We start from the raw sequence: 18,704 nt of genomic DNA, 5'->3' as shown, positions 1-18,704 counted from the left end.
AAGCAGGCCATATATTTGAGGCCTGCTAATTTTTAAGATACTGGAGAATTTTTCTTCGTTCTTCTATAAACAATTAAGAAGAAGGAAAGAACGATCAAAACGATCGATATGATCTGTGCCATCTTTAATGAGGAAGTTAACATAAGGCTGTCAGTCCTCATCCCTTCAATGGCAAACCTTCCTATGGAATACCAGATTATATAGCTTAGAAACACTTCGCCATTCTTAAGATTGAACTTTTTAAGGGTTATTAAGACAAAAAAACCAATCATGTTCCATACCGACTCATAAAGAAAAGTGGGCTGGTAATAAACACCGTCAATATACATCTGATTAATGATAAAATCCGGAAGCCATAGATTTTCCAGGAACGACCTTGATACCGGTCCTCCATGGGCTTCTTGGTTAATAAAGTTCCCCCATCGTCCAATCGCTTGTCCTAAGATGATACTTGGAGCTGCGATGTCTGCAATAGTCCAAAAGGATAGTTCTCTTCTTTTTGTAAAAATGTATGCTGTTAAAAAGGCACCTATGAGTGCTCCATGGATTGCGATTCCCCCATTCCAGATAGCAAATACATCGGCAATACTATCTTTATACTTCTGCCATTCAAAAATAACGTAGTATAATCGGGCTGTAAGTATTGAGACTGGTACGGCTATCATGACCAAATCAACAAACGTGTCTTTTGGGAGGCCACGTTTCTTGCTTTCTCTATTTGCAAGGAGAAATCCTAAAAATGCTCCTGAAGCTATGATTAACCCATACCAATAAATCTGAATTACTCCAAAATCAAGAGCCACCCGATCTATGGGTTGCATTGAAGATTCAATCAAGTTAAACACTCCTCTAATTTTCTATTAAAACCACTTTGATTAGATTATAAGAGAAAAATAAGGAGTTTTTTTGAAGATGAACCGTAATTATGACTTAATTGACTTATACTCATTTAATCAATAATTATCTTTATATATAAAAGATAAGTCCATATATCGGAATCATCTTCAGCTGCATTATTTAGCGGAAAGTCCTGAAATGAACTTGGTTTAGATCATAGTTATTAAAAGATAACCAAAACCAGCATGCGAGACTAAATTATCTCTTCGCTTTGTTTCTTTGATTATTTCTTTAAATACTCCTCAAAGGATACTCTAATCTCACAATCTATTAAAAACTTAATATTTAATGTTTGTTGCAAAGAGAATACACAAAAAGTTCTTATTTTATTAGTACACTTCTTATCAAAATAGATACCTTATACTTAAAAGTGTGAATGAAGTTTGAATGAAAAAATCGTCATGCATACTGTTGCAATTTAAAGGGTAATATAGTGTTTAAATAAAAAAGGAAGGAGAGTTTTTAATGAAATTTAAAAATTACTTTCTTGGAAGTTTACTACTGGTTTTCACACTTACTCTCGCTGCGTGTGGTAATAATGACCAAGATACAAATCAAAATGATGAGAAAATGGAAGAAGGAAAGGACCATGGGAATATGGACCATTCCGGATCGGGAGAAGTACCAAAAGGTTTAAAAGAAGCAAAAAATCCTAAATATGAAGTAGGAAGTAAAGCGATTATAAATGCAAATCATATGGAAGGGATGAAAGGGGCAGAGGCAACAATTGTAGGTGCTTATGATACATATGTTTATAAAGTAACATACACGCCAACTACAGGTGGGGAAAAAGTAACAGATCATAAATGGGTTATTCAAGAAGAGCTTCAGGATGCAAATGAGAAACCTTTAAAACCAGGTGCAAAAGTCGTGCTTAATGCAGACCACATGGAGGGCATGAAAGATGCTGAAGCTACTATAGACTCTGTAGTGAAAACCACAATTTATATGGTCGATTTTACCCCTACGACCGGTGGGGACAAAGTAACAAACCATCAATGGTTAACTGAAAGCGAGTTATCACCTGAGTAAGATTTTAATAGTGGGAGGAGTATCTACGATAGTAGGTACTCTTTTTTTACCTCTATTTAGAGGTGAACAATGGAAGCTTCTTTTCACATTAAACGAAAGCTCTTAACTTAGAAAATTATGCCTAACTTTAGTATTGCTTATCTTCTATTAATAAATAGGGAGTATGATTAGGTAGATGGATGATATTGAGCTCTGAATTTAATGCATAAATTCTTGATAATTTTAAGGTAATGTTAATAGGGAGAGGGGGAGAATTATGTATGATATTTTTAATTTGTTAAGTAGTTTTTTAAATGAACCCTTAACTACTCTCTTTTATAATAACCAAGGCATACCACTTTTGAGTGCTTTCTTTTTAGGGATTTTGGGGGCAGTAGCTCCTTGTCAATTAACTGGAAATATAAGTACCATGATGTATTATGGCAATAAGTCTCTAAGGGATTCAAAAATTTGGCCAGAGATCTCCGCTTACATATTCGGAAAAATTTTTGTTTATATTATGTTAGGACTACTGATATGGATATTTGGTCGTACTTTAGAAAATAGCTTAACTACAATATTCCCTATTGTCAGAAAATTGATTGGCCCGTTACTCATAATCATCGGATTTTACCTGATTGGTATCATAAAATTGAACTTGAGTATTATATTCAATTTCCACTCCTTTTTTTCAAAAAGAGGCATTATTAATTCATTTTTATTAGGAGTTGTACTGACACTCGGTTTTTGTCCAACAATGTTTCTACTCTTTTTTGGACTTTTAATGCCATTAGTACTTTCTACTTCCTATGGAATCATACTGCCGGGGATTTTCGCTTTAGGAACAGTCTTTCCATTTCTGCTATTAATCTTTTTAATCTTATACTTTAATTTATATGGAGTACTTTTGAAGAAAAGCAAGAAAATAGGCAATGTAATCCAGGTGACTTTTGGATGTTTGTTTACTGTTCTAGGTATTCTAGATATCTTTGTCTACTGGCTCTAATAGGAGGGACTATGAAGATTTCAATAAAACTTGGGTTAATTCTATTGGTTATCATGTTAATCATAGAGTTTTTACTTTTTTTAATCTTATATCAAGGCATTTTGACAAGTCGTATTCAAGAGGAAACACGAGATCTTGTCGCGCGTGGAAATAATCATAGAGATGTTTTAGAAAGAAAGTTTGATGATGTTACACTCCATCATGTTGGTCTAATGGAGTCCAAAGCGAAAACAAAAGTTGTAGTAATGGATTCGGATGATAACATTTTAGTTAGGTCAAGTGATATCGACACTAAGATGAAAGAGATACTGAATAAAAATATCACACCAAGCCATCATGGGTTTTTAGTACAGAATGACTGGAAGAAGAAAGCTTATTTTGCATCGGTTTCACCTATTGTAATTGATGGCAAGCACGTGGCATTCGTATATATGTTTTTAGATACAAAATTTATTCAACAGATGAATAACCATCTTATAGATGAGTTTGTTAAAATCAGTATCATTTCACTAATAATACTGATTATTGCAGTAAGCTTTTTATCTAAAACGATTACTAAACCCTTACTTAAAATGAAAGAAGCAACAAAAAAATTAAGTGATGGTTATCACAAAGTCACCTTAGATATAAACAGAAAAGATGAACTCGGTGAACTTGCCCTGCAGATTACTACTTTATCGGAGGACTTGAATCGATTACAAAGAGATCGAATTGAATTCTTAGCTAATATATCACATGAACTACGTACACCCCTTACCTACATCACTGGTTATACTAAAATCCTGCAGCGTCCAAATATCCAAGTAGAAGAGAAGGCAAAATATTTAACCATCATAAATGAAGAATCAAATAATCTGACCAAACTTATTGAGGATTTGTTCGAACTTGCAAAGATGGACCAAACTAGGTTTGTGATTCATAAGGAAAAAGTGTCGGTCTCCCAACTGGTTCAAAAAGTTCTTAATAATATAAAACCAGTTTTTTCTTCAAAAAAGATCGAATTGGTTTATTTCTCGGACGGGGATTATATTTTAGAGATTGATGAGAAAAGGATATATCAGGTTCTAATCAACCTCTTGGATAATGCAATGAAATACTCATCAGAAAATACGACGGTCAATATCAGTGTCACAGGACACAAGGAGTTTATCGAAATTCAGATTAAAGATGAGGGTGAAGGGATTCCGGAAAATGAATTGCCATTGATTTGGGATCGTTTATACAGAGTCGAAAAGTCCCGGTCTAGAGAAAAAGGAGGTTCCGGTTTAGGATTAGCTATTGTGAAAGAGATTATAGAACAGCATGATGGAAAGATTACTGCCACGAGTCAAATCGGGAAAGGAACAACCATCTCAGTATTTTTAAAAAGGAGTTAAAAATGAAAAAAATATTAATAGTAGACGATGAACAAAGAATGGTAGATTTGATCTCATTATATTTAAAACCATATAATTTTGAAATAGTAAAATCTTATTCAGGAAATCAAGCGATTGAAATTATAAAAAAAGAGAAAATTCATTTAGTTCTATTAGATGTTATGATGCCAGATATAGATGGCTGGGAAACAATTAAGCTGATTCGAGAATGGCTGCAAGTACCTATTATCATGTTGACTGCAAGGAACGAAAAGATGGACATTGTAAAGGGGTTAAGACTTGGAGCGGATGATTATATTACGAAACCATTTGATGAAGAGGTATTATTAGCTAGGATTGAAGCAGTCTTAAGAAGGTCGCAGCAAGAAAATGAAGAGGATTATGGAATTGAAGGATTGATTATTGAAAAGAAAAGGCACTATATTTCTTATAATAATCAATCGATAATTCTTACTCCAAAGGAGTTCGAAATGATTTACTTATTAATCAAATTTCCTCGGCGTGTCTTTAATAGGGAGCAGTTGATAGAGATTATATGGGGTATGGAATCTGAAACTGAAGGTAGAACTATAGACTCTCATGTTAGAAATATTAGAGAAAAGTTCAGAAAAGCAGGATTTCCAATTGACAACTATTTTAAAACAGTATGGGGTTTAGGATACAAATGGGAAAATAATTAGAACAACAATCTGAAAATGTAGTGAATGTGATGGATGATATGATTCATGATGTGTAGAACAAAAATGACAATAAAGATAATAATTAATATAAAAATCGGAAAAATAGTAATTGTAAAAGCTAAATTATAGTTTTAAGCCCAATGTGTTTATTGCATTGGGTTTAAATTTATAAATGAAGGGATGTAAAAAATGAATCACCATCACATGAATGAACATCATACTGAAGAAAATAAGCAACAACATAATCATTCGTTAGGAAATCATACTAATCAAGAGGATCATAACGGACACCATGACCATATGATTGATGATTTTAAGAAAAGGTTCTATATTTCATTATTATTAACTATACCCATATTAATTCTTTCACCGATGATTCAGATGTTTTTTGGTTTTAACATAACTTTTCCAAGTTCGATGTTAGTCCTGTTTACATTGTCAACAGTAGTATTTTTTTATGGTGGATGGCCATTTATATCAGGATTGATTGATGAAATAAAACAAAAGAATCCAGGTATGATGACATTGATTGGGCTTGCTATCATATCAGCCTATATCTACAGCACTCTTACCGTTTTTGGATATGAAGGGGAAAACTTTTTTTGGGAATTAGCGACATTAGTGGATATTATGCTTCTAGGTCACTGGATAGAAATGAAATCAATTATGAAGGCATCCAACTCACTGGAAGCACTAATTAAGTTAATGCCTCAAGAAGCCCATCTAATACAAGAAAACGGTGATGTAATGGATGTATCTGTTTCAGAATTAAAGAAACATGACAAAATCCTTATTAAACCTGGAGAAAAGGTGCCTGCCGATGGTGTAGTCATTAAAGGCGTTTCAAATGTTAATGAATCCATGTTAACCGGCGAATCAGTACCTGTGGAAAAAGAGAAGGATCACAACATAATTGCTGGTTCCATTAATGGTGAAGGGTCTTTAACGATATTAATAAAGAATATTGGTGAAGAAACCTATTTATCCCAAGTCATTAAACTGGTTCAAGATGCCCAAGCAACAAAATCGAAAACTCAAGCATTATCTGATCGGGCAGCAAAATGGTTGTTTTATATAGCTCTGTGTGCAAGCTTAACGACTTTAATAATATGGTTGCTCTTAGGTTATGATTTCTACATAGCACTTGAACGTATGGTTACTGTTTTAGTTATTTCATGTCCGCATGCTTTAGGGTTAGCGGTTCCATTAGTAATTGCAAGGTCTACAACCTTATCTGCTAAAAATGGTCTTCTAATTAGAAACCGTACAAGTTTTGAAGACGCTCGAAACTTAGATTCTATTGTGTTTGATAAAACAGGAACTTTAACAAAAGGGGAATTTGGAGTTACAGATATAATAACTGAGGCTAATAAAGATGAAAATGATTTATTGCAACTAGCAGCATCAATAGAATCTCAATCAGAACATCCTATTGCGAAGGGTATTGTAGAAGAGGCGAATAAAAGGAATATCAAACTGTTGGAAGTAGAAGAATTTAAATCAATAACAGGAAAAGGCTTACAAGGAATAATAAAAAGCAAGGCCGTGAAAGTTATGAGTCCGAGGTATGTAATCGAAGAGAGCATAGCTTTTGACTCAACAACTTATAAAAAACTATCGAACGAGGGCAAAACAGTTTCTTTTATTTTGATTAATGACGAATTATACGGAATGATTGCGCTAGCTGATCAAGTTAAAGATACTGCCTATAGGGCGATTGAGAAACTTAAAGAAAAAAATATTCGAACTATAATGTTAACTGGAGACAATCAACAAGTTGCGAATTGGGTCGGAAAAAAGTTGAAATTAGACGAGATATTTTCAGAAGTACTTCCTCATCAAAAGGCCGATCAAATTAAGAAGATTAAATCGAGCGGTCAAAAAGTTGCAATGACCGGTGATGGTGTAAATGATGCCCCAGCCCTTGCTAGTGCAGACTTAGGCATAGCGATAGGGGCTGGGACAGATGTTGCTATGGAGACAGCTGATATTATTTTAGCAAGAAGTAATCCAGAAGATGTCGTTTCAATAATTGATCTTTCAAGAGCTACATATAAAAAGATGTTACAAAATTTATGGTGGGCCGCTGGTTATAATATTTTTGCCTTACCTCTCGCAGCCGGAATTCTTTATCCCTATGGAATTTTATTAGATCCAGCAGTGGGAGCAGTATTAATGTCATTAAGTACAATTATCGTAGCCATCAATGCACAATTGTTAAAAATTTAATCTATATTTTATTGAAGGAACTATCATATCAAAAGGTAGTTCTTTTTTGATTTGAACTAGAATGTGGTACTACTTCATAATTTATGCATATTTTTTTGTTATAACAAATTTACTTAAGTTATTAATATTTATTGATTAAGTTTCCATTATTCGAGAATTGATATTTTGAAATAATAAATAACATCAAATTTAGTAAATGGGTAACTTTCATTATATTTAATGGGGGATTTAGTAATGTGTGGTTTTATCGGTTATTTGAGTAATAACGAGATACAAGGAACGAATACAGAAGTTAATGATTTTATGAACATGACTAATATTATCTCTCATCGGGGACCAGATGATGTTGGATATTATTTTGATGAACATATTCGTCTAGGATTCCGTAGATTGAGTATTATTGATTTAGATAGCGGGAAACAGCCATTAGGATATGAAGATGATCGGTATTGGATAACCTTTAATGGTGAGATTTATAACTATCTTGAATTAAGAGAGGGCTTAGAAAAGAGAGGGCTATCTTTTAAGACTGATTCTGATACGGAGGTTATCCTGGCTTTATATAGTATCAAGCGTGAAAAGGCTCTTAATGAGTTGCGAGGTATGTTTAGTTTTTTAATATGGGATAAAGAAAAAAAAGAATTGTTTGGTGCTAGAGATCATTTTGGTATTAAGCCATTTTTTTATTATGAATCTGAGGATGAATTATTATGTGCATCTGAGAAAAAAAGCATCCTGCTTGCAACGAATGGAGGGAGCTTTAATGAGGAAGCTCTACATTATTATCTCACATATCAATTCGTTCCAGAACCATACACTTTTTCCAGTTCAATAAAAAAGTTAGAGCCAGGTCATTACTTTGTAAAAAAAATCGGTCAAAAGATGAATATTAAGAATTACTTTAAACCTCGCTTTACTCCTATTTTCAAACCTTTTGATGAGGAAATCAATACGATTAGGGATGTAATGAGAGAATCTGTAAAGGTGCACATGAGAAGTGATGTTCCTGTTGGTTCATTCTTGTCTGGAGGTATAGATTCTTCAAGTATTGTAGCGTTAGCTAAAGAGTTTAATCCTAAAATTAAAACTTTTACTGTAGGATTTGAACGAGAAGGTTACAGTGAAATAGATTTAGCCAAAGAAACGGCTTCAGATCTTGGGGTAGAGAATATTCATTATATTGTAAAACCAGAAGAGTTTATTGAACAACTGCCTAAAATCATTTGGCATTTGGACGAGCCCGTCGCGGATCCTGCATTAGTCCCACTGTTTTTTGTCGCAAGAGAAGCCAAAAAGCACGTTACCGTAGTCCTTTCCGGTGAAGGGGCAGACGAACTGTTCGGTGGATACAATATCTATCGTGAACCATATTCATTAAGACATTTCAAAAAACTTCCAACAGGAGTAAAAGAGGGACTAAACTCATTTTCAAAAATGCTACCTGATGGTACACGTGGAAAAAGCTTTCTTGAGAGAGGTACAACCAGCATCGAGGACCGCTATATCGGAAATGCAAAGATATTTTTAGAAGCTGAAAAAAAGGAGCTCCTTAAGAACTATCAAACGAAATGGGATTATAAAAACGTTACAAAAGAGCTATATCGTAACATTCAACACCTAGACGATGTTCATAAGATGCAGTATATCGATATGCACACATGGCTGCGGGGAGATATTCTAGTGAAAGCCGATAAGATGACGATGGCGAACTCATTAGAGTTGCGTGTCCCATTTTTGGACAAGGAAGTCTTTAAAGTTGCTTCACAGCTTTCTTCGTCTAAGACCATAACAAATCAAACGACAAAATATATACTAAGAAAAGCAATGGAAGGAATCGTACCAGACTCTGTTCTAACTAGAAAGAAGTTAGGATTTCCGGTCCCCATACGCCATTGGCTTCAAAATGAACTGTCTGATTGGGCATATTCTTTGATTGTCGAAAGTGAAACGGATTGTTTGTTTAATAAAGTGTATTTGCTGAATCTTTTAGATGACCATCAAAAAGGAAAGAAAGATTATAGCAGAAAGTTGTGGACGATTTTAACGTTTATGATTTGGCATAAAATTTATATTGAGAAGAAATATAATTTCTCGAAAGATAAAATTTTGAACGATAATGATGCTAAGTTATTAAAAGTGTAAAGGATTTCCAAGTGCCAAGTTCTCATGCTCGAGTACTTGGTTTTTATATTTCTTGAATGAACATAAAATAAAATTTAGATAAAAGAAAGAAGGTGAAAACTAGTATATGTGGAAATTTTAGAACAATCATGTGAAAAAGGAGGTTTAATGCATTGCTGAAAACATAAAAACCAAGGAAGTGAATAAATGTCACTGAAATCGGATGGTTCATTAAAGGAACAGACAAAATGGGGAAAAATCTCTATTATTCTCTCTTTAGCAATTCCAGCCATGTTAGAGAACATCTTACAAACGATTGTAGGATTCGTAGATACTCTCTTCGTAGCAAAGATAGGACTAGAGGAGGTAACTGCAGTAGGTGTAGCTAATACGGTAATAGCCGTTTATATAGCCGTCTTTATGGCGGTTGGCGTCGGGACTTCATCACTGATCGCACGGAGTTTAGGAGCCGGAGATATTGATCAGGCGAAATCAATCGCTAAACAATCGACTCTCTTAACAGCGTTTATAGGTCTATTCTTTGGAGCCGTAAGTATATTTTTGGCGGAACCTTTCCTTTTATTAATGGGTGCTGATGAAAAAGTTTTAGTGGATGGAGTTGTCTATTTCCGAATCGTCGCTATACCCTCCATATTCATTTCTCTCATGTTCATCTTCGGAAGCATCCTGCGAGCTTCTGGTGATACGAAAACACCATTGAAGGTAAGCTGGTGGATAAATATAATCCATCTTGGTCTTGATTATGTTCTGATTTTTGGAGTAGGCGATTGGGAAGGATTAGGAGTTGCTGGGGCCGCTTGGGCTACAGTATTAGTAAGAATAATGGGAACATGGATGCTCTATCATTATATTAAGAAATCAATCGTTTCTTTTTCCCTGCGTAAAGGTACACTGAACATGATAAGGGGCGTCATGCTATCCGTCATAAAATTATCCATACCTGCTGCGATCGAAAGGTTAATAATGAGAGTTGGCCAAGTTCTATACTTCGGATTGATTGTGCATATAGGAACAGAAACATTCGCAGCTCATACCATTGCAGGAAACATCGAAACCTTTTCTTACATGCCTGGATATGGATTAGCTATCGCCGCTACTACTCTAGTAGGCCAAAGTATAGGAGCGGGAAAATTAAAAGATGCCTACCAATATGGCATTTTAACAACCGGGGTCGGAATCTTCTTCATGTCAATAATAGGGATCATCTTATTTGTTTTTTCTCCATATTTTGCATCCTGGTTCACGACAGATAAAAATGCCATTGAAATGGTGGTAACTGCTCTAAGAATCGATGCATTTGCCCAACCCGCACTTGCTGTAGGATTGATCTTGGCAGGGGCTCTTCAGGGAGCTGGCGATACAAAAAGTCCCATGTATAGCACAGCAGTCGGTATGTGGGTGATACGAGTCCTAGGTGTTTACCTTTTTGGAATCGTACTCGGCTATGGAATAGCAGGGATATGGATTTCAATTGCTCTAGATTTACTTATAAGAGCTATATACTTATATGTTAGATGGATAACTTATTTTAAAATATCTACTGAAAAAAATATACCAAAATAAGAGATAATTATTTTTAAAACTAAAATAAAAAAACCATTGACTTATAAAAATTGGAATACTAAAATGGAATCAATTACAATTATTTTGAATTTTTAGAAAATTTATATACTATTTCTTCCTAGCTGGTACTAGGTTTTTTTTATACTACATATTATACGTTGGGAGGGTATGGTATAAGAGGGGGTTTTTCATTGGAGGGAAAGTTAGTTAGGCTAGCTGTCAACGGAGGAATTGGTTTTGGTGCACAACTATCACCTAAACAATTACTTCTATTGAGCAAGTACTTACCTGAGGATTCAGAAATTGAATTAACAACATTCCAACAGCTTATTATTCAAGTACCAGAAGATAACCTGGAACAAATAAGGAATGAGTTGGAGCTTATAGGTCTTTCATGTTATTCAGTAGGAAACTATGTAAAGAGCTTAAGAACTTGCGGTTTTTGTAAAGGGGCAGAAGAAGAGGGTATGCCAGTTGCCATCGAGTTGAACAATCGTATCGCAGGTAAGGAAGTGCCTTTTACACTACGGCCCGCATATACTGGTTGTCCTACCGCATGTGGTGAACCATTAGTAAACGATATTGGAGTTATAAAACAAAGAGACACCTTTGATCTCTATTTAGGTGGCAAAGCAAATGGTCTTGATGCACGAACAGGTCAACTTTTCAAAAATAATCTACAACCAAACGAATTATTTAAACTAGTCGAACAAATTATTGATATTTATGCTAAAAACGGTAAAAGGAGAGAAAAATTTTCAAAGTTTCTTAATCGGTTTGGTATCGATCAAATAAAACAACAACTTAATATATAAAAAAAAACTTAAAAATTTTGAGGGGCATTGTAGGAGGCTAACATGGAAAAATTCGAATTTAAAGTAAACGGAATGAGCTGCGGCCATTGTGAGAAAGCCATTCAAGATGCACTTATGGAATCACCAGGAGTTGAATCTGTAAAAGCAAGTGCCTCAAATAACAGCGTTCAAGTAACCTATTTGTCTAATAAGACTAACACAGCACTAATCAAAGAAATAATAGAAGAGGAGGGGTACAACGTTATTGATTAGTTGTTAAATATGATTATGGGAGGCATGGGGATGAAAAAAAGGTTAAGTGTTTTCTTTTCATTTATTTTACTTGTAAGTCTTATTTTAAGTGGTTGCAGCAGTAAGGGGATTGAAGAAGAACCGGCTGCAAGCGATAGTGAAACAAAAAAGGAACAAAAACTAACCATCAATGCCATATCAGAACCTCCTAGTCTAGACCCGGCGTTAATTGATAATCAGATCGCGGGAGACATCAGTAACCAATTATTCGAAGGATTAGTCAGGTTGGATGAAAAAGGAAATGTCGTAGCCGGAGTTGCCGAATCATGGGATATCTCTGATGATAAAACAGTTTATACTTTTCATCTAAATAAGAACGCTAAATGGTCGAACGGAGATCCAGTAACAGCGGAAGACTTCATCTTTTCGTGGGAACGAGTATTGAATCCAGAAGTAGCTGCTCCTCTTGGAAGTAATCTGTTCTTCATCAAAAACGGCGCTGCATATAATGAAGGGACAGTAAAAGATTTTAATGAAGTTGGTATAAAAGCCCCCGATCAACAAACTTTAGAAATCACACTCGAAAGACCGACATCCTTCTTTTTAGAACTGACATCGTTTTTTACATTATTGCCTGTGAACAAAAAGGTAGCAGAAGCAAATGCTAAATGGGCGACAGATGCAAAAACATTTGTTTCAAACGGCCCATTTCAACTTAAAGAATGGAAACACGATCAAGAGCTAGTGATGGTCCCGAATGAGAATTACTGGGCAAAAGAGGTCGTAAAGCTAGACGAACTGAAATGGGTGATGGTAAACGATCAAAACACCGAATATGGTATGTACAAATCAGGGGAGATCGCTGTTGCTGAACAGATACCAAACTCTATCAAGAGCCAGCTCATTCAGAGCGGAGACGCGGAAAAACTACCAAGTGCAAGCGTAGCCTACTTGCGATTTAATCATGAGAACAAGGTGTTCAGTAATCCTAAGATAAGAAAAGCACTGAGTATGGCACTGGATAGACAATTGATTGTAGATAAAGTAACTCAAGGAGGAGAAACACCTGCGTTCTCATTCATACCAAACGGTTTAGGAAATGGTGTGGGAGAGTTCAGGGAGCAGGCAGGAGATTCACTCTATAAGGACAAATCGGTTGAAGAGGCAAAACAGCTATTAGAAGAAGGAAAGGCTGAGTTAGGGTTAAGTAGTCTGCCAAAGGTGAGCCTATTGTTCTATACAAGCGATTTATACAACCAATTAACTCAAGCGATGCAAGAAATGTGGAAGAAGAATCTAGGTTTAGAAGTCGAGCTTAAAACGATGGAGAGAAAAGTGTTTGTTCAAAATGTTCAAAAAGGAGATTACGAGATAGCCATCTATAGCACAGGGGCAGACTACAATGATGCTCAGAACCTGCTCGGTCAGTTTACAACGGGAGATGTCTATAACTATAGTAAAATCTCAATTCCGGCATATGATGACTTGGTTAAGAAAGTAGATACCGAACTCGATCTAAACAAGCGGGCTGAATACATGCAAGAAGCCGAGAAAGTATTACTAGAAGACATGGCGATCGCTCCACTTTACTTTAACAACAAAGTCTACCTGCAACAAGATAATGTAAAAAATGTTCACCGTTACATTATACAAGCGGTTGATTATAGGGAAGCTTTTGTGGAGTAAAGAAATATGATTTGATAGAGGGAAATCGTTTTGGTTTTCCTCTTTCTTTCAAGGAGGTAAGCTATGATTTTCTATATCATTAAACGAATGATGACTGCACTCCTTGCGTTGTTTGTCATCGCCACTCTAACTTTTGTGTTAATGAATCTGATACCAGGTGACCCATTCACGAATGAAAAGAGCATACCTGAACAAGTACTGAAAAATCTGAGGGCTCACTATGGCCTTGATCAGCCGCTTATCATCCAGTATTTCAAATACATGGCAGGAATTATTACTTTAGATTTTGGACCTTCGATTACATCGGATACACGTACAGTCAATGAATTAATATTAAGTGGGTTTCCTGTTTCGGCGGTACTCGGCATACAGGCACTGGTTATTGCAGTCGTCTTCGGGATGACTCTAGGTATCATAGCCGCGATCAAACATAACGGCTGGTTAGATTATCTATCAATGGTTATAGCCATCTTAGGCTTATCAGTACCGAGCTTTGTACTATCAACTGTTCTTATTAATTACTTCGCGATAAAGCTTGAATGGCTCCCAGTCGCTACTTGGGGTACGTGGAGACATACTGTTCTTCCAAGCTTAGCGTTGGCAGTTGGTCCGTTAGCTTACATAGCTAGATTAACAAGGTCGAGCATATTAGAAGTTCTTACCTCAGATTATGTTCAAACGGCTATTGCGAAGGGTGTAACGGGTTCACGGTTAATCTTTCGTCATATATTAAGAAATGCATTGATACCGGTTGTTACTGTACTAGGTCCTATATCAGCTGGAATATTAACAGGGAGTTTTGTGATCGAACAAATATTTGGTATTCCTGGGATCGGAAAATACTTTGTTCAATCAATTTCTGATCGGGACTATCCGGTCATCTTAGGCACAACCATATTTTACAGTGCAATATTGATACTCTTCATCTTAATAATCGATCTGACTTACGGATTCTTAGATCCTCGAATCAAACTAGCGAGGAGGAGATAATATGGAAGCGCTAAACGAGAAGAGAAAATTTCATTTCAAAGAAAAAAACATTCGAATAGTTGAAGAAATCAACGTCCAACCTTTTTCACAGTTTAAAGAAACGTTATATTATCTAACCAAGAACAAACTCGCTGTCGTTGGGCTAATCATCATCTTATTGTTAATCATTATGGCTGTTATCGGTCCTAAGTTAGTGACTTATTCATATTCTGATCAATCCTTACTAGAATCCAATCAACCACCATCAAAAGAGCATTGGTTTGGAACAGACCAATTAGGAAGAGATATTTTTGCCCGAACATGGACGGGAGCAAGGATTAGTTTATTCATAGGAATAATGGCTGTTTTAATCGATCTTATTGTAGGAATAATCATCGGTGGAATAGCAGGGTTAAAAGGTGGTAAAACGGATGAGATTCTTATGCGACTAGTAGATATCCTATACGGGTTGCCTCATCTACTGGTAACCATTCTATTGATGGTTGTTCTCAAGCCCGGACTTACGACCATCATACTAGCGATGGCAGCAACAGGGTGGATTGGAATCGCCAGGCTTGTAAGGGGACAGATTCTCCAGCTCAAAGAATGTGAATACGTTATGGCGTCTCGAGTACTGGGAGCTGGTTTTTATAAGATTTTGTTTAAACATCTTCTTCCCAATACTTTAGGTCCTATCATTGTTGCTATGACTCTATCTGTTCCCGGAGCTATCTTTGCTGAGGCGACTTTAAGCTTTTTAGGCTTAGGAGTACCAGTACCCTTGGCCAGTTGGGGAACGATGACATCCGAGGCACTTGTGACACTATTGACGGGTCACCTATGGATATTATTTTTTCCTGCATTCTTCATTTCGTTAACGATGTTTGCCTTCAATGTGGTCGGAGATGGATTAAGAGATGCGTTAGATCCTAAAATGAGAACGTAGGTGAGTAGATGACGAATCTTTTAGAGGTGAGCAACCTTTATGTCGAGTTTTACGCAAAAAAGAAAACGATAAATGCCTTGAGAGGAGTATCTTTTAGTCTAGGAACAGAAGAAGTGCTAGCGATCGTCGGCGAGTCTGGCAGCGGGAAGTCCGTGACTGCCAAAAGTATACTTAAACTATTACCGCCACAAAACGCTAAAATAGTTGATGGATCCATTCTTTATAAAGAAACAGAACTAACCCAGCTTTCAAAGAAAGAAATGGTCAAATACCGCGGCAGAAAAATTGCAATGGTATTCCAGGACCCAATGACTTCATTAAACCCGACCATGAGAATTGGTGAGCAGATCGCAGAAGGATTAATCGTTCACGATAAGTTACCGAAAAAAGAAGTGTGGGAAAAAGTTCACAGGATGCTCAAACTTGTTGGAATTCCAGAACCAGAATACAATAGTAGAAAGTATCCTCACGAACTAAGCGGAGGTATGCGCCAAAGGGTAGGCATTGCCATGGCCCTCATCTGTGAACCTTCCATCCTCATAGCAGATGAGCCTACAACAGCATTAGATGTATCCATCCAAGCTCAAATAATAGAACTGTTAAAAGAGTTAAAACCGAAGTTAAATATGTCCATCATACTGATCACTCATGATTTAGGCATCGTGGCAAACATGGCAGATAGAATCTTAGTCATGTATGCTGGTGAAATAGTAGAGAGCGGAACAGTAAATGAGATCTTCTATAAAGCAAGACACCCCTATACATGGGGACTTTTACAATCAATCCCGGATGTTGACAGTAAAAAGCCGTTAAAAGGAATTGATGGCTCCCCCCCAGATCTGTCACAAATTTCAAAGGGGTGTTCCTTTGCAGCTAGATGTCCATATGTACTAGATGTTTGTGAAGAAGAAAAACCGACTTCTTTTATGATCGATAAAGGTCATCATGCCTCATGCTGGCTGAATGACGAAAGAGCTCCCATGGTGGAAAGTCCTTTAACTATTAAAAATAAAGAGAAAAAGATTATGTAAAAACACTCAGAGGTGAGAAGATGGCACTAGAAAACATTATGGAAGAACAACACGGTTGCTGTGATTCAACTGCTGCAGAAGAAAAACACACAACTAGATCACAAAAAGAAAAAGAAGAAATGTTGAATAGATTGAAACGAATTGAAGGTCAGGTACGCGGCATTCAGAACATGATTCACGATGAACGCTATTGTATTGACATTATCGTACAATTGAGTGCAATCAACGCAGCGGTAAAAAAAGTGGGCTTTAACTTATTAGAAACCCACACACACCATTGTGTTAAGGATGCTATTTCTTCAAACCAAGGAACTGAAGCTGTAAGTGAGTTAATGAAAGTAATCCATCAATTTACAAAATCATAAACAGATTTAACCCCCCCATTCCGGAGGGTTTTTTCACGAAATTTTTATTTTTCCTATCATGCCAGATTCTTTGTGTCCCGGGATTGTACAATAGTACGTATAGACACCCGCTTCTTTAGGAATGAACGATACCTGATTGGATCGATTTGGTTCAACGTGTAGATGAAAGACAGAATCATCTTCATTTGACATAGCATGATCATGTTCCGATTGAGTGTTTGATGTTTCTACATTCTCATACGAAAAAGAAGAAATTTCAATATCATGTTCAACTGAATCATCATTTAATAATGTTAAGAGTACTTTTTGATCTTTTTTTAAACTAGCATTTGATGAAAGGTATCTATAATCTTTTATTCCTACCTCCCAATTGAAAACTTCTTCCTGTTCAAGTTTTTTATCCTCATTCTTATTAGCTGATGTAGAAGAATGTTGTTCGTGCTGCGTTTGAGCTTTTTCATGTGGTTTAATAATATCATCAGGAAATTTTAAAAAAACCATAAGCAGCAGTCCGCAGCCAAAAAGCATGATGACATTAAAGTATCTTTCAATTTGATGTTTAAGTGTTTCTGATAAGAATTGTAGAATACATAAAATTGTTATTCCTACAGTAAGTAAGATTCCTATCATTACCAATATCTGTGCTTGTTTAAAACTTAACATTACTGTTAACATGGCACCCATCATCCCGGCCATTATACCTGAAAAAAGTCCTTCAATCATTAGATGGAAATGAAGTTTAGACCCAATTAATAAACCTGCTAGACCACTTAATAATATTGAGAAAAGTGTGGCATACAGCAAATTATCTTTAAAGTACACGCCTAAATAAAATCCAGCGGTCAGACCCATACTCATAGTGTAAGCCATTACGTAAACCATATTGTTCATTAAGGAATCTTTAGACTTATAAAAAAAAGATGATAGAAAAACTAAAGCTGTACAAATCACTAAAACCCCTAAAATGTAAATTGACATTTAAGCCCTCCTTGTCCATTCCTTCATTCTAAGTTATGAGAGGAAGATATCGATTTATGCAAGTTCATTATAAACTCGAAAAAAAATGCACATTTTATATGAGTAAAAAAAAAATTAAAATCGGGCTTTACATAGGGTAGGGGGGTATAGTAAAATTAAAGTAAATAAAGGAGGTTATCTGATGGAAATAGTAAAACCAGATGATCTAAATAATGATCAATGTTGTGATACGAACGAACGGAAGAGTCATCATTCCGATAAAATAAAGAACAATCTGATCACACGATTAAATCGGATCGAAGGGCAAATTAGAGGTGTTAAAGGGTTGATTGACCGTGACACTTACTGTGACGACGTTATCACTCAAATTTCAGCGATTCAATCAGCATTAAATAGTGTTGGAAAAATTCTTCTTGAGGGCCACTTGAAAAGTTGTGTTGTAGAGAGAATTCAAGAAGGCGATCAAGAAGTATTGGATGAACTTCTAGTTACTGTTAAAAAACTGATGAAATAAAAGGGAGAGATATCAATGGAAAAAACCACATTAAAAGTAGAAGGTATGTCTTGTAACCACTGTATAATTGCTATTGAAGGAAGCGTTGGAAAGTTAGACGGTGTCTCACACACTAAAGTAAACCTTAAAGAAGGTATCGTTGAGGTAGAATATGATTCTTCAAAAGTAAACCTGGATGAGATCAAAGAGACGATCGATGATCAGGGTTACGATGTAAAATAAATCGCGTGCTTATCATAGCACGCTTTCTTTTCAGTTGAAATAT

General features: G+C 35.9%; 18 protein-coding genes. 16 read left to right on the top strand and 2 right to left on the bottom strand.

Annotated features, from left to right (window positions below; genetic code table 11):
* Positions 1 to 32: 32 nt before the first annotated feature.
* A complete protein-coding gene (gene lgt / locus ACNJYY_RS17150) occupies positions 33 to 833 on the bottom strand; it encodes a prolipoprotein diacylglyceryl transferase (RefSeq protein ID WP_312035283.1) in 801 nt (266 codons plus the stop codon).
* 529 nt (positions 834 to 1,362) lie between these two features.
* Between lgt and ACNJYY_RS17145 the strand changes: the two genes are divergently transcribed.
* The 14 genes from ACNJYY_RS17145 (at position 1,363) to ACNJYY_RS17080 (ending at position 16,947) form a co-directional block, all read left to right on the top strand.
* On the top strand, positions 1,363 to 1,929 hold the full coding sequence (locus ACNJYY_RS17145; RefSeq protein ID WP_197129805.1) for a YdhK family protein: 567 nt from the start codon (positions 1,363 to 1,365) through the stop codon (positions 1,927 to 1,929).
* 256 nt (positions 1,930 to 2,185) lie between these two features.
* Positions 2,186 to 2,914, top strand: a complete 729-nt coding sequence (locus ACNJYY_RS17140; protein WP_197129808.1) for a sulfite exporter TauE/SafE family protein — start codon at positions 2,186 to 2,188, stop codon at positions 2,912 to 2,914.
* Between the two features lie 11 nt (positions 2,915 to 2,925).
* Positions 2,926 to 4,290, top strand: coding sequence for a sensor histidine kinase (locus ACNJYY_RS17135; protein ID WP_197129811.1), 1,365 nt, complete (start codon positions 2,926 to 2,928; stop codon positions 4,288 to 4,290).
* Between the two features lie 2 nt (positions 4,291 to 4,292).
* Positions 4,293 to 4,970: a response regulator transcription factor gene (locus ACNJYY_RS17130; RefSeq protein ID WP_197129812.1), complete on the top strand. Its 678-nt coding sequence runs from the start codon at positions 4,293 to 4,295 to the stop codon at positions 4,968 to 4,970.
* Positions 4,971 to 5,159: 189 nt separating this feature from the next.
* Positions 5,160 to 7,199 carry a copper-translocating P-type ATPase gene (locus ACNJYY_RS17125; RefSeq protein ID WP_231607362.1) on the top strand — a complete coding sequence of 680 codons (2,040 nt, stop codon included), beginning with the start codon at positions 5,160 to 5,162 and terminating at the stop codon, positions 7,197 to 7,199.
* A 234-nt stretch (positions 7,200 to 7,433) separates the two neighbouring features.
* Complete coding sequence (gene asnB / locus ACNJYY_RS17120; protein WP_197129813.1) at positions 7,434 to 9,341, top strand: asparagine synthase (glutamine-hydrolyzing); 1,908 nt, start codon at positions 7,434 to 7,436, stop codon at positions 9,339 to 9,341.
* Positions 9,342 to 9,527: 186 nt separating this feature from the next.
* The gene (locus ACNJYY_RS17115; protein WP_231618261.1) at positions 9,528 to 10,904 is read left to right on the top strand and encodes an MATE family efflux transporter; all 1,377 of its coding nucleotides are present in this window, start codon (positions 9,528 to 9,530) and stop codon (positions 10,902 to 10,904) included.
* A gap of 191 nt (positions 10,905 to 11,095) precedes the next feature.
* Positions 11,096 to 11,719: a nitrite reductase gene (locus ACNJYY_RS17110; protein WP_197129814.1), complete on the top strand. Its 624-nt coding sequence runs from the start codon at positions 11,096 to 11,098 to the stop codon at positions 11,717 to 11,719.
* 42 nt (positions 11,720 to 11,761) lie between these two features.
* Positions 11,762 to 11,971: a heavy-metal-associated domain-containing protein gene (locus ACNJYY_RS17105; RefSeq protein ID WP_197129815.1), complete on the top strand. Its 210-nt coding sequence runs from the start codon at positions 11,762 to 11,764 to the stop codon at positions 11,969 to 11,971.
* Between the two features lie 30 nt (positions 11,972 to 12,001).
* Positions 12,002 to 13,636, top strand: coding sequence for a peptide ABC transporter substrate-binding protein (locus ACNJYY_RS17100; RefSeq protein ID WP_231607364.1), 1,635 nt, complete (start codon positions 12,002 to 12,004; stop codon positions 13,634 to 13,636).
* 63 nt (positions 13,637 to 13,699) lie between these two features.
* Positions 13,700 to 14,626 carry an ABC transporter permease gene (locus ACNJYY_RS17095; protein ID WP_197129816.1) on the top strand — a complete coding sequence of 309 codons (927 nt, stop codon included), beginning with the start codon at positions 13,700 to 13,702 and terminating at the stop codon, positions 14,624 to 14,626.
* A gap of 1 nt (position 14,627) precedes the next feature.
* Positions 14,628 to 15,551 carry an ABC transporter permease gene (locus ACNJYY_RS17090; protein WP_197129817.1) on the top strand — a complete coding sequence of 308 codons (924 nt, stop codon included), beginning with the start codon at positions 14,628 to 14,630 and terminating at the stop codon, positions 15,549 to 15,551.
* Positions 15,552 to 15,559: 8 nt separating this feature from the next.
* The gene (locus ACNJYY_RS17085; protein ID WP_197129818.1) at positions 15,560 to 16,582 is read left to right on the top strand and encodes an ABC transporter ATP-binding protein; all 1,023 of its coding nucleotides are present in this window, start codon (positions 15,560 to 15,562) and stop codon (positions 16,580 to 16,582) included.
* A 38-nt stretch (positions 16,583 to 16,620) separates the two neighbouring features.
* A complete protein-coding gene (locus ACNJYY_RS17080; protein ID WP_197130047.1) occupies positions 16,621 to 16,947 on the top strand; it encodes a metal-sensing transcriptional repressor in 327 nt (108 codons plus the stop codon).
* 33 nt (positions 16,948 to 16,980) lie between these two features.
* On the opposite strand, the gene ACNJYY_RS17075 is transcribed toward ACNJYY_RS17080, so the two are convergent.
* Complete coding sequence (locus ACNJYY_RS17075) at positions 16,981 to 17,925, bottom strand: cupredoxin domain-containing protein (protein WP_197129820.1); 945 nt, start codon at positions 17,923 to 17,925, stop codon at positions 16,981 to 16,983.
* Between the two features lie 181 nt (positions 17,926 to 18,106).
* Here ACNJYY_RS17075 and ACNJYY_RS17070 point away from each other — a divergent pair, with 181 nt between their 5' ends.
* On the top strand, positions 18,107 to 18,439 hold the full coding sequence (locus ACNJYY_RS17070; protein ID WP_197129822.1) for a metal-sensitive transcriptional regulator: 333 nt from the start codon (positions 18,107 to 18,109) through the stop codon (positions 18,437 to 18,439).
* A gap of 15 nt (positions 18,440 to 18,454) precedes the next feature.
* Entirely contained in the window at positions 18,455 to 18,661 is a 207-nt protein-coding gene (copZ, locus tag ACNJYY_RS17065) for a copper chaperone CopZ (RefSeq protein ID WP_197129825.1), read from the top strand.
* Positions 18,662 to 18,704 lie beyond the last annotated feature (43 nt).

It is taken from the genome of Fictibacillus tiangongensis, from assembly GCF_048083785.1.
Classification (GTDB): Bacteria; Bacillota; Bacilli; order Bacillales; family Fictibacillaceae; genus Fictibacillus.
This window is presented reverse-complemented; position numbering and strand designations above follow the sequence as displayed.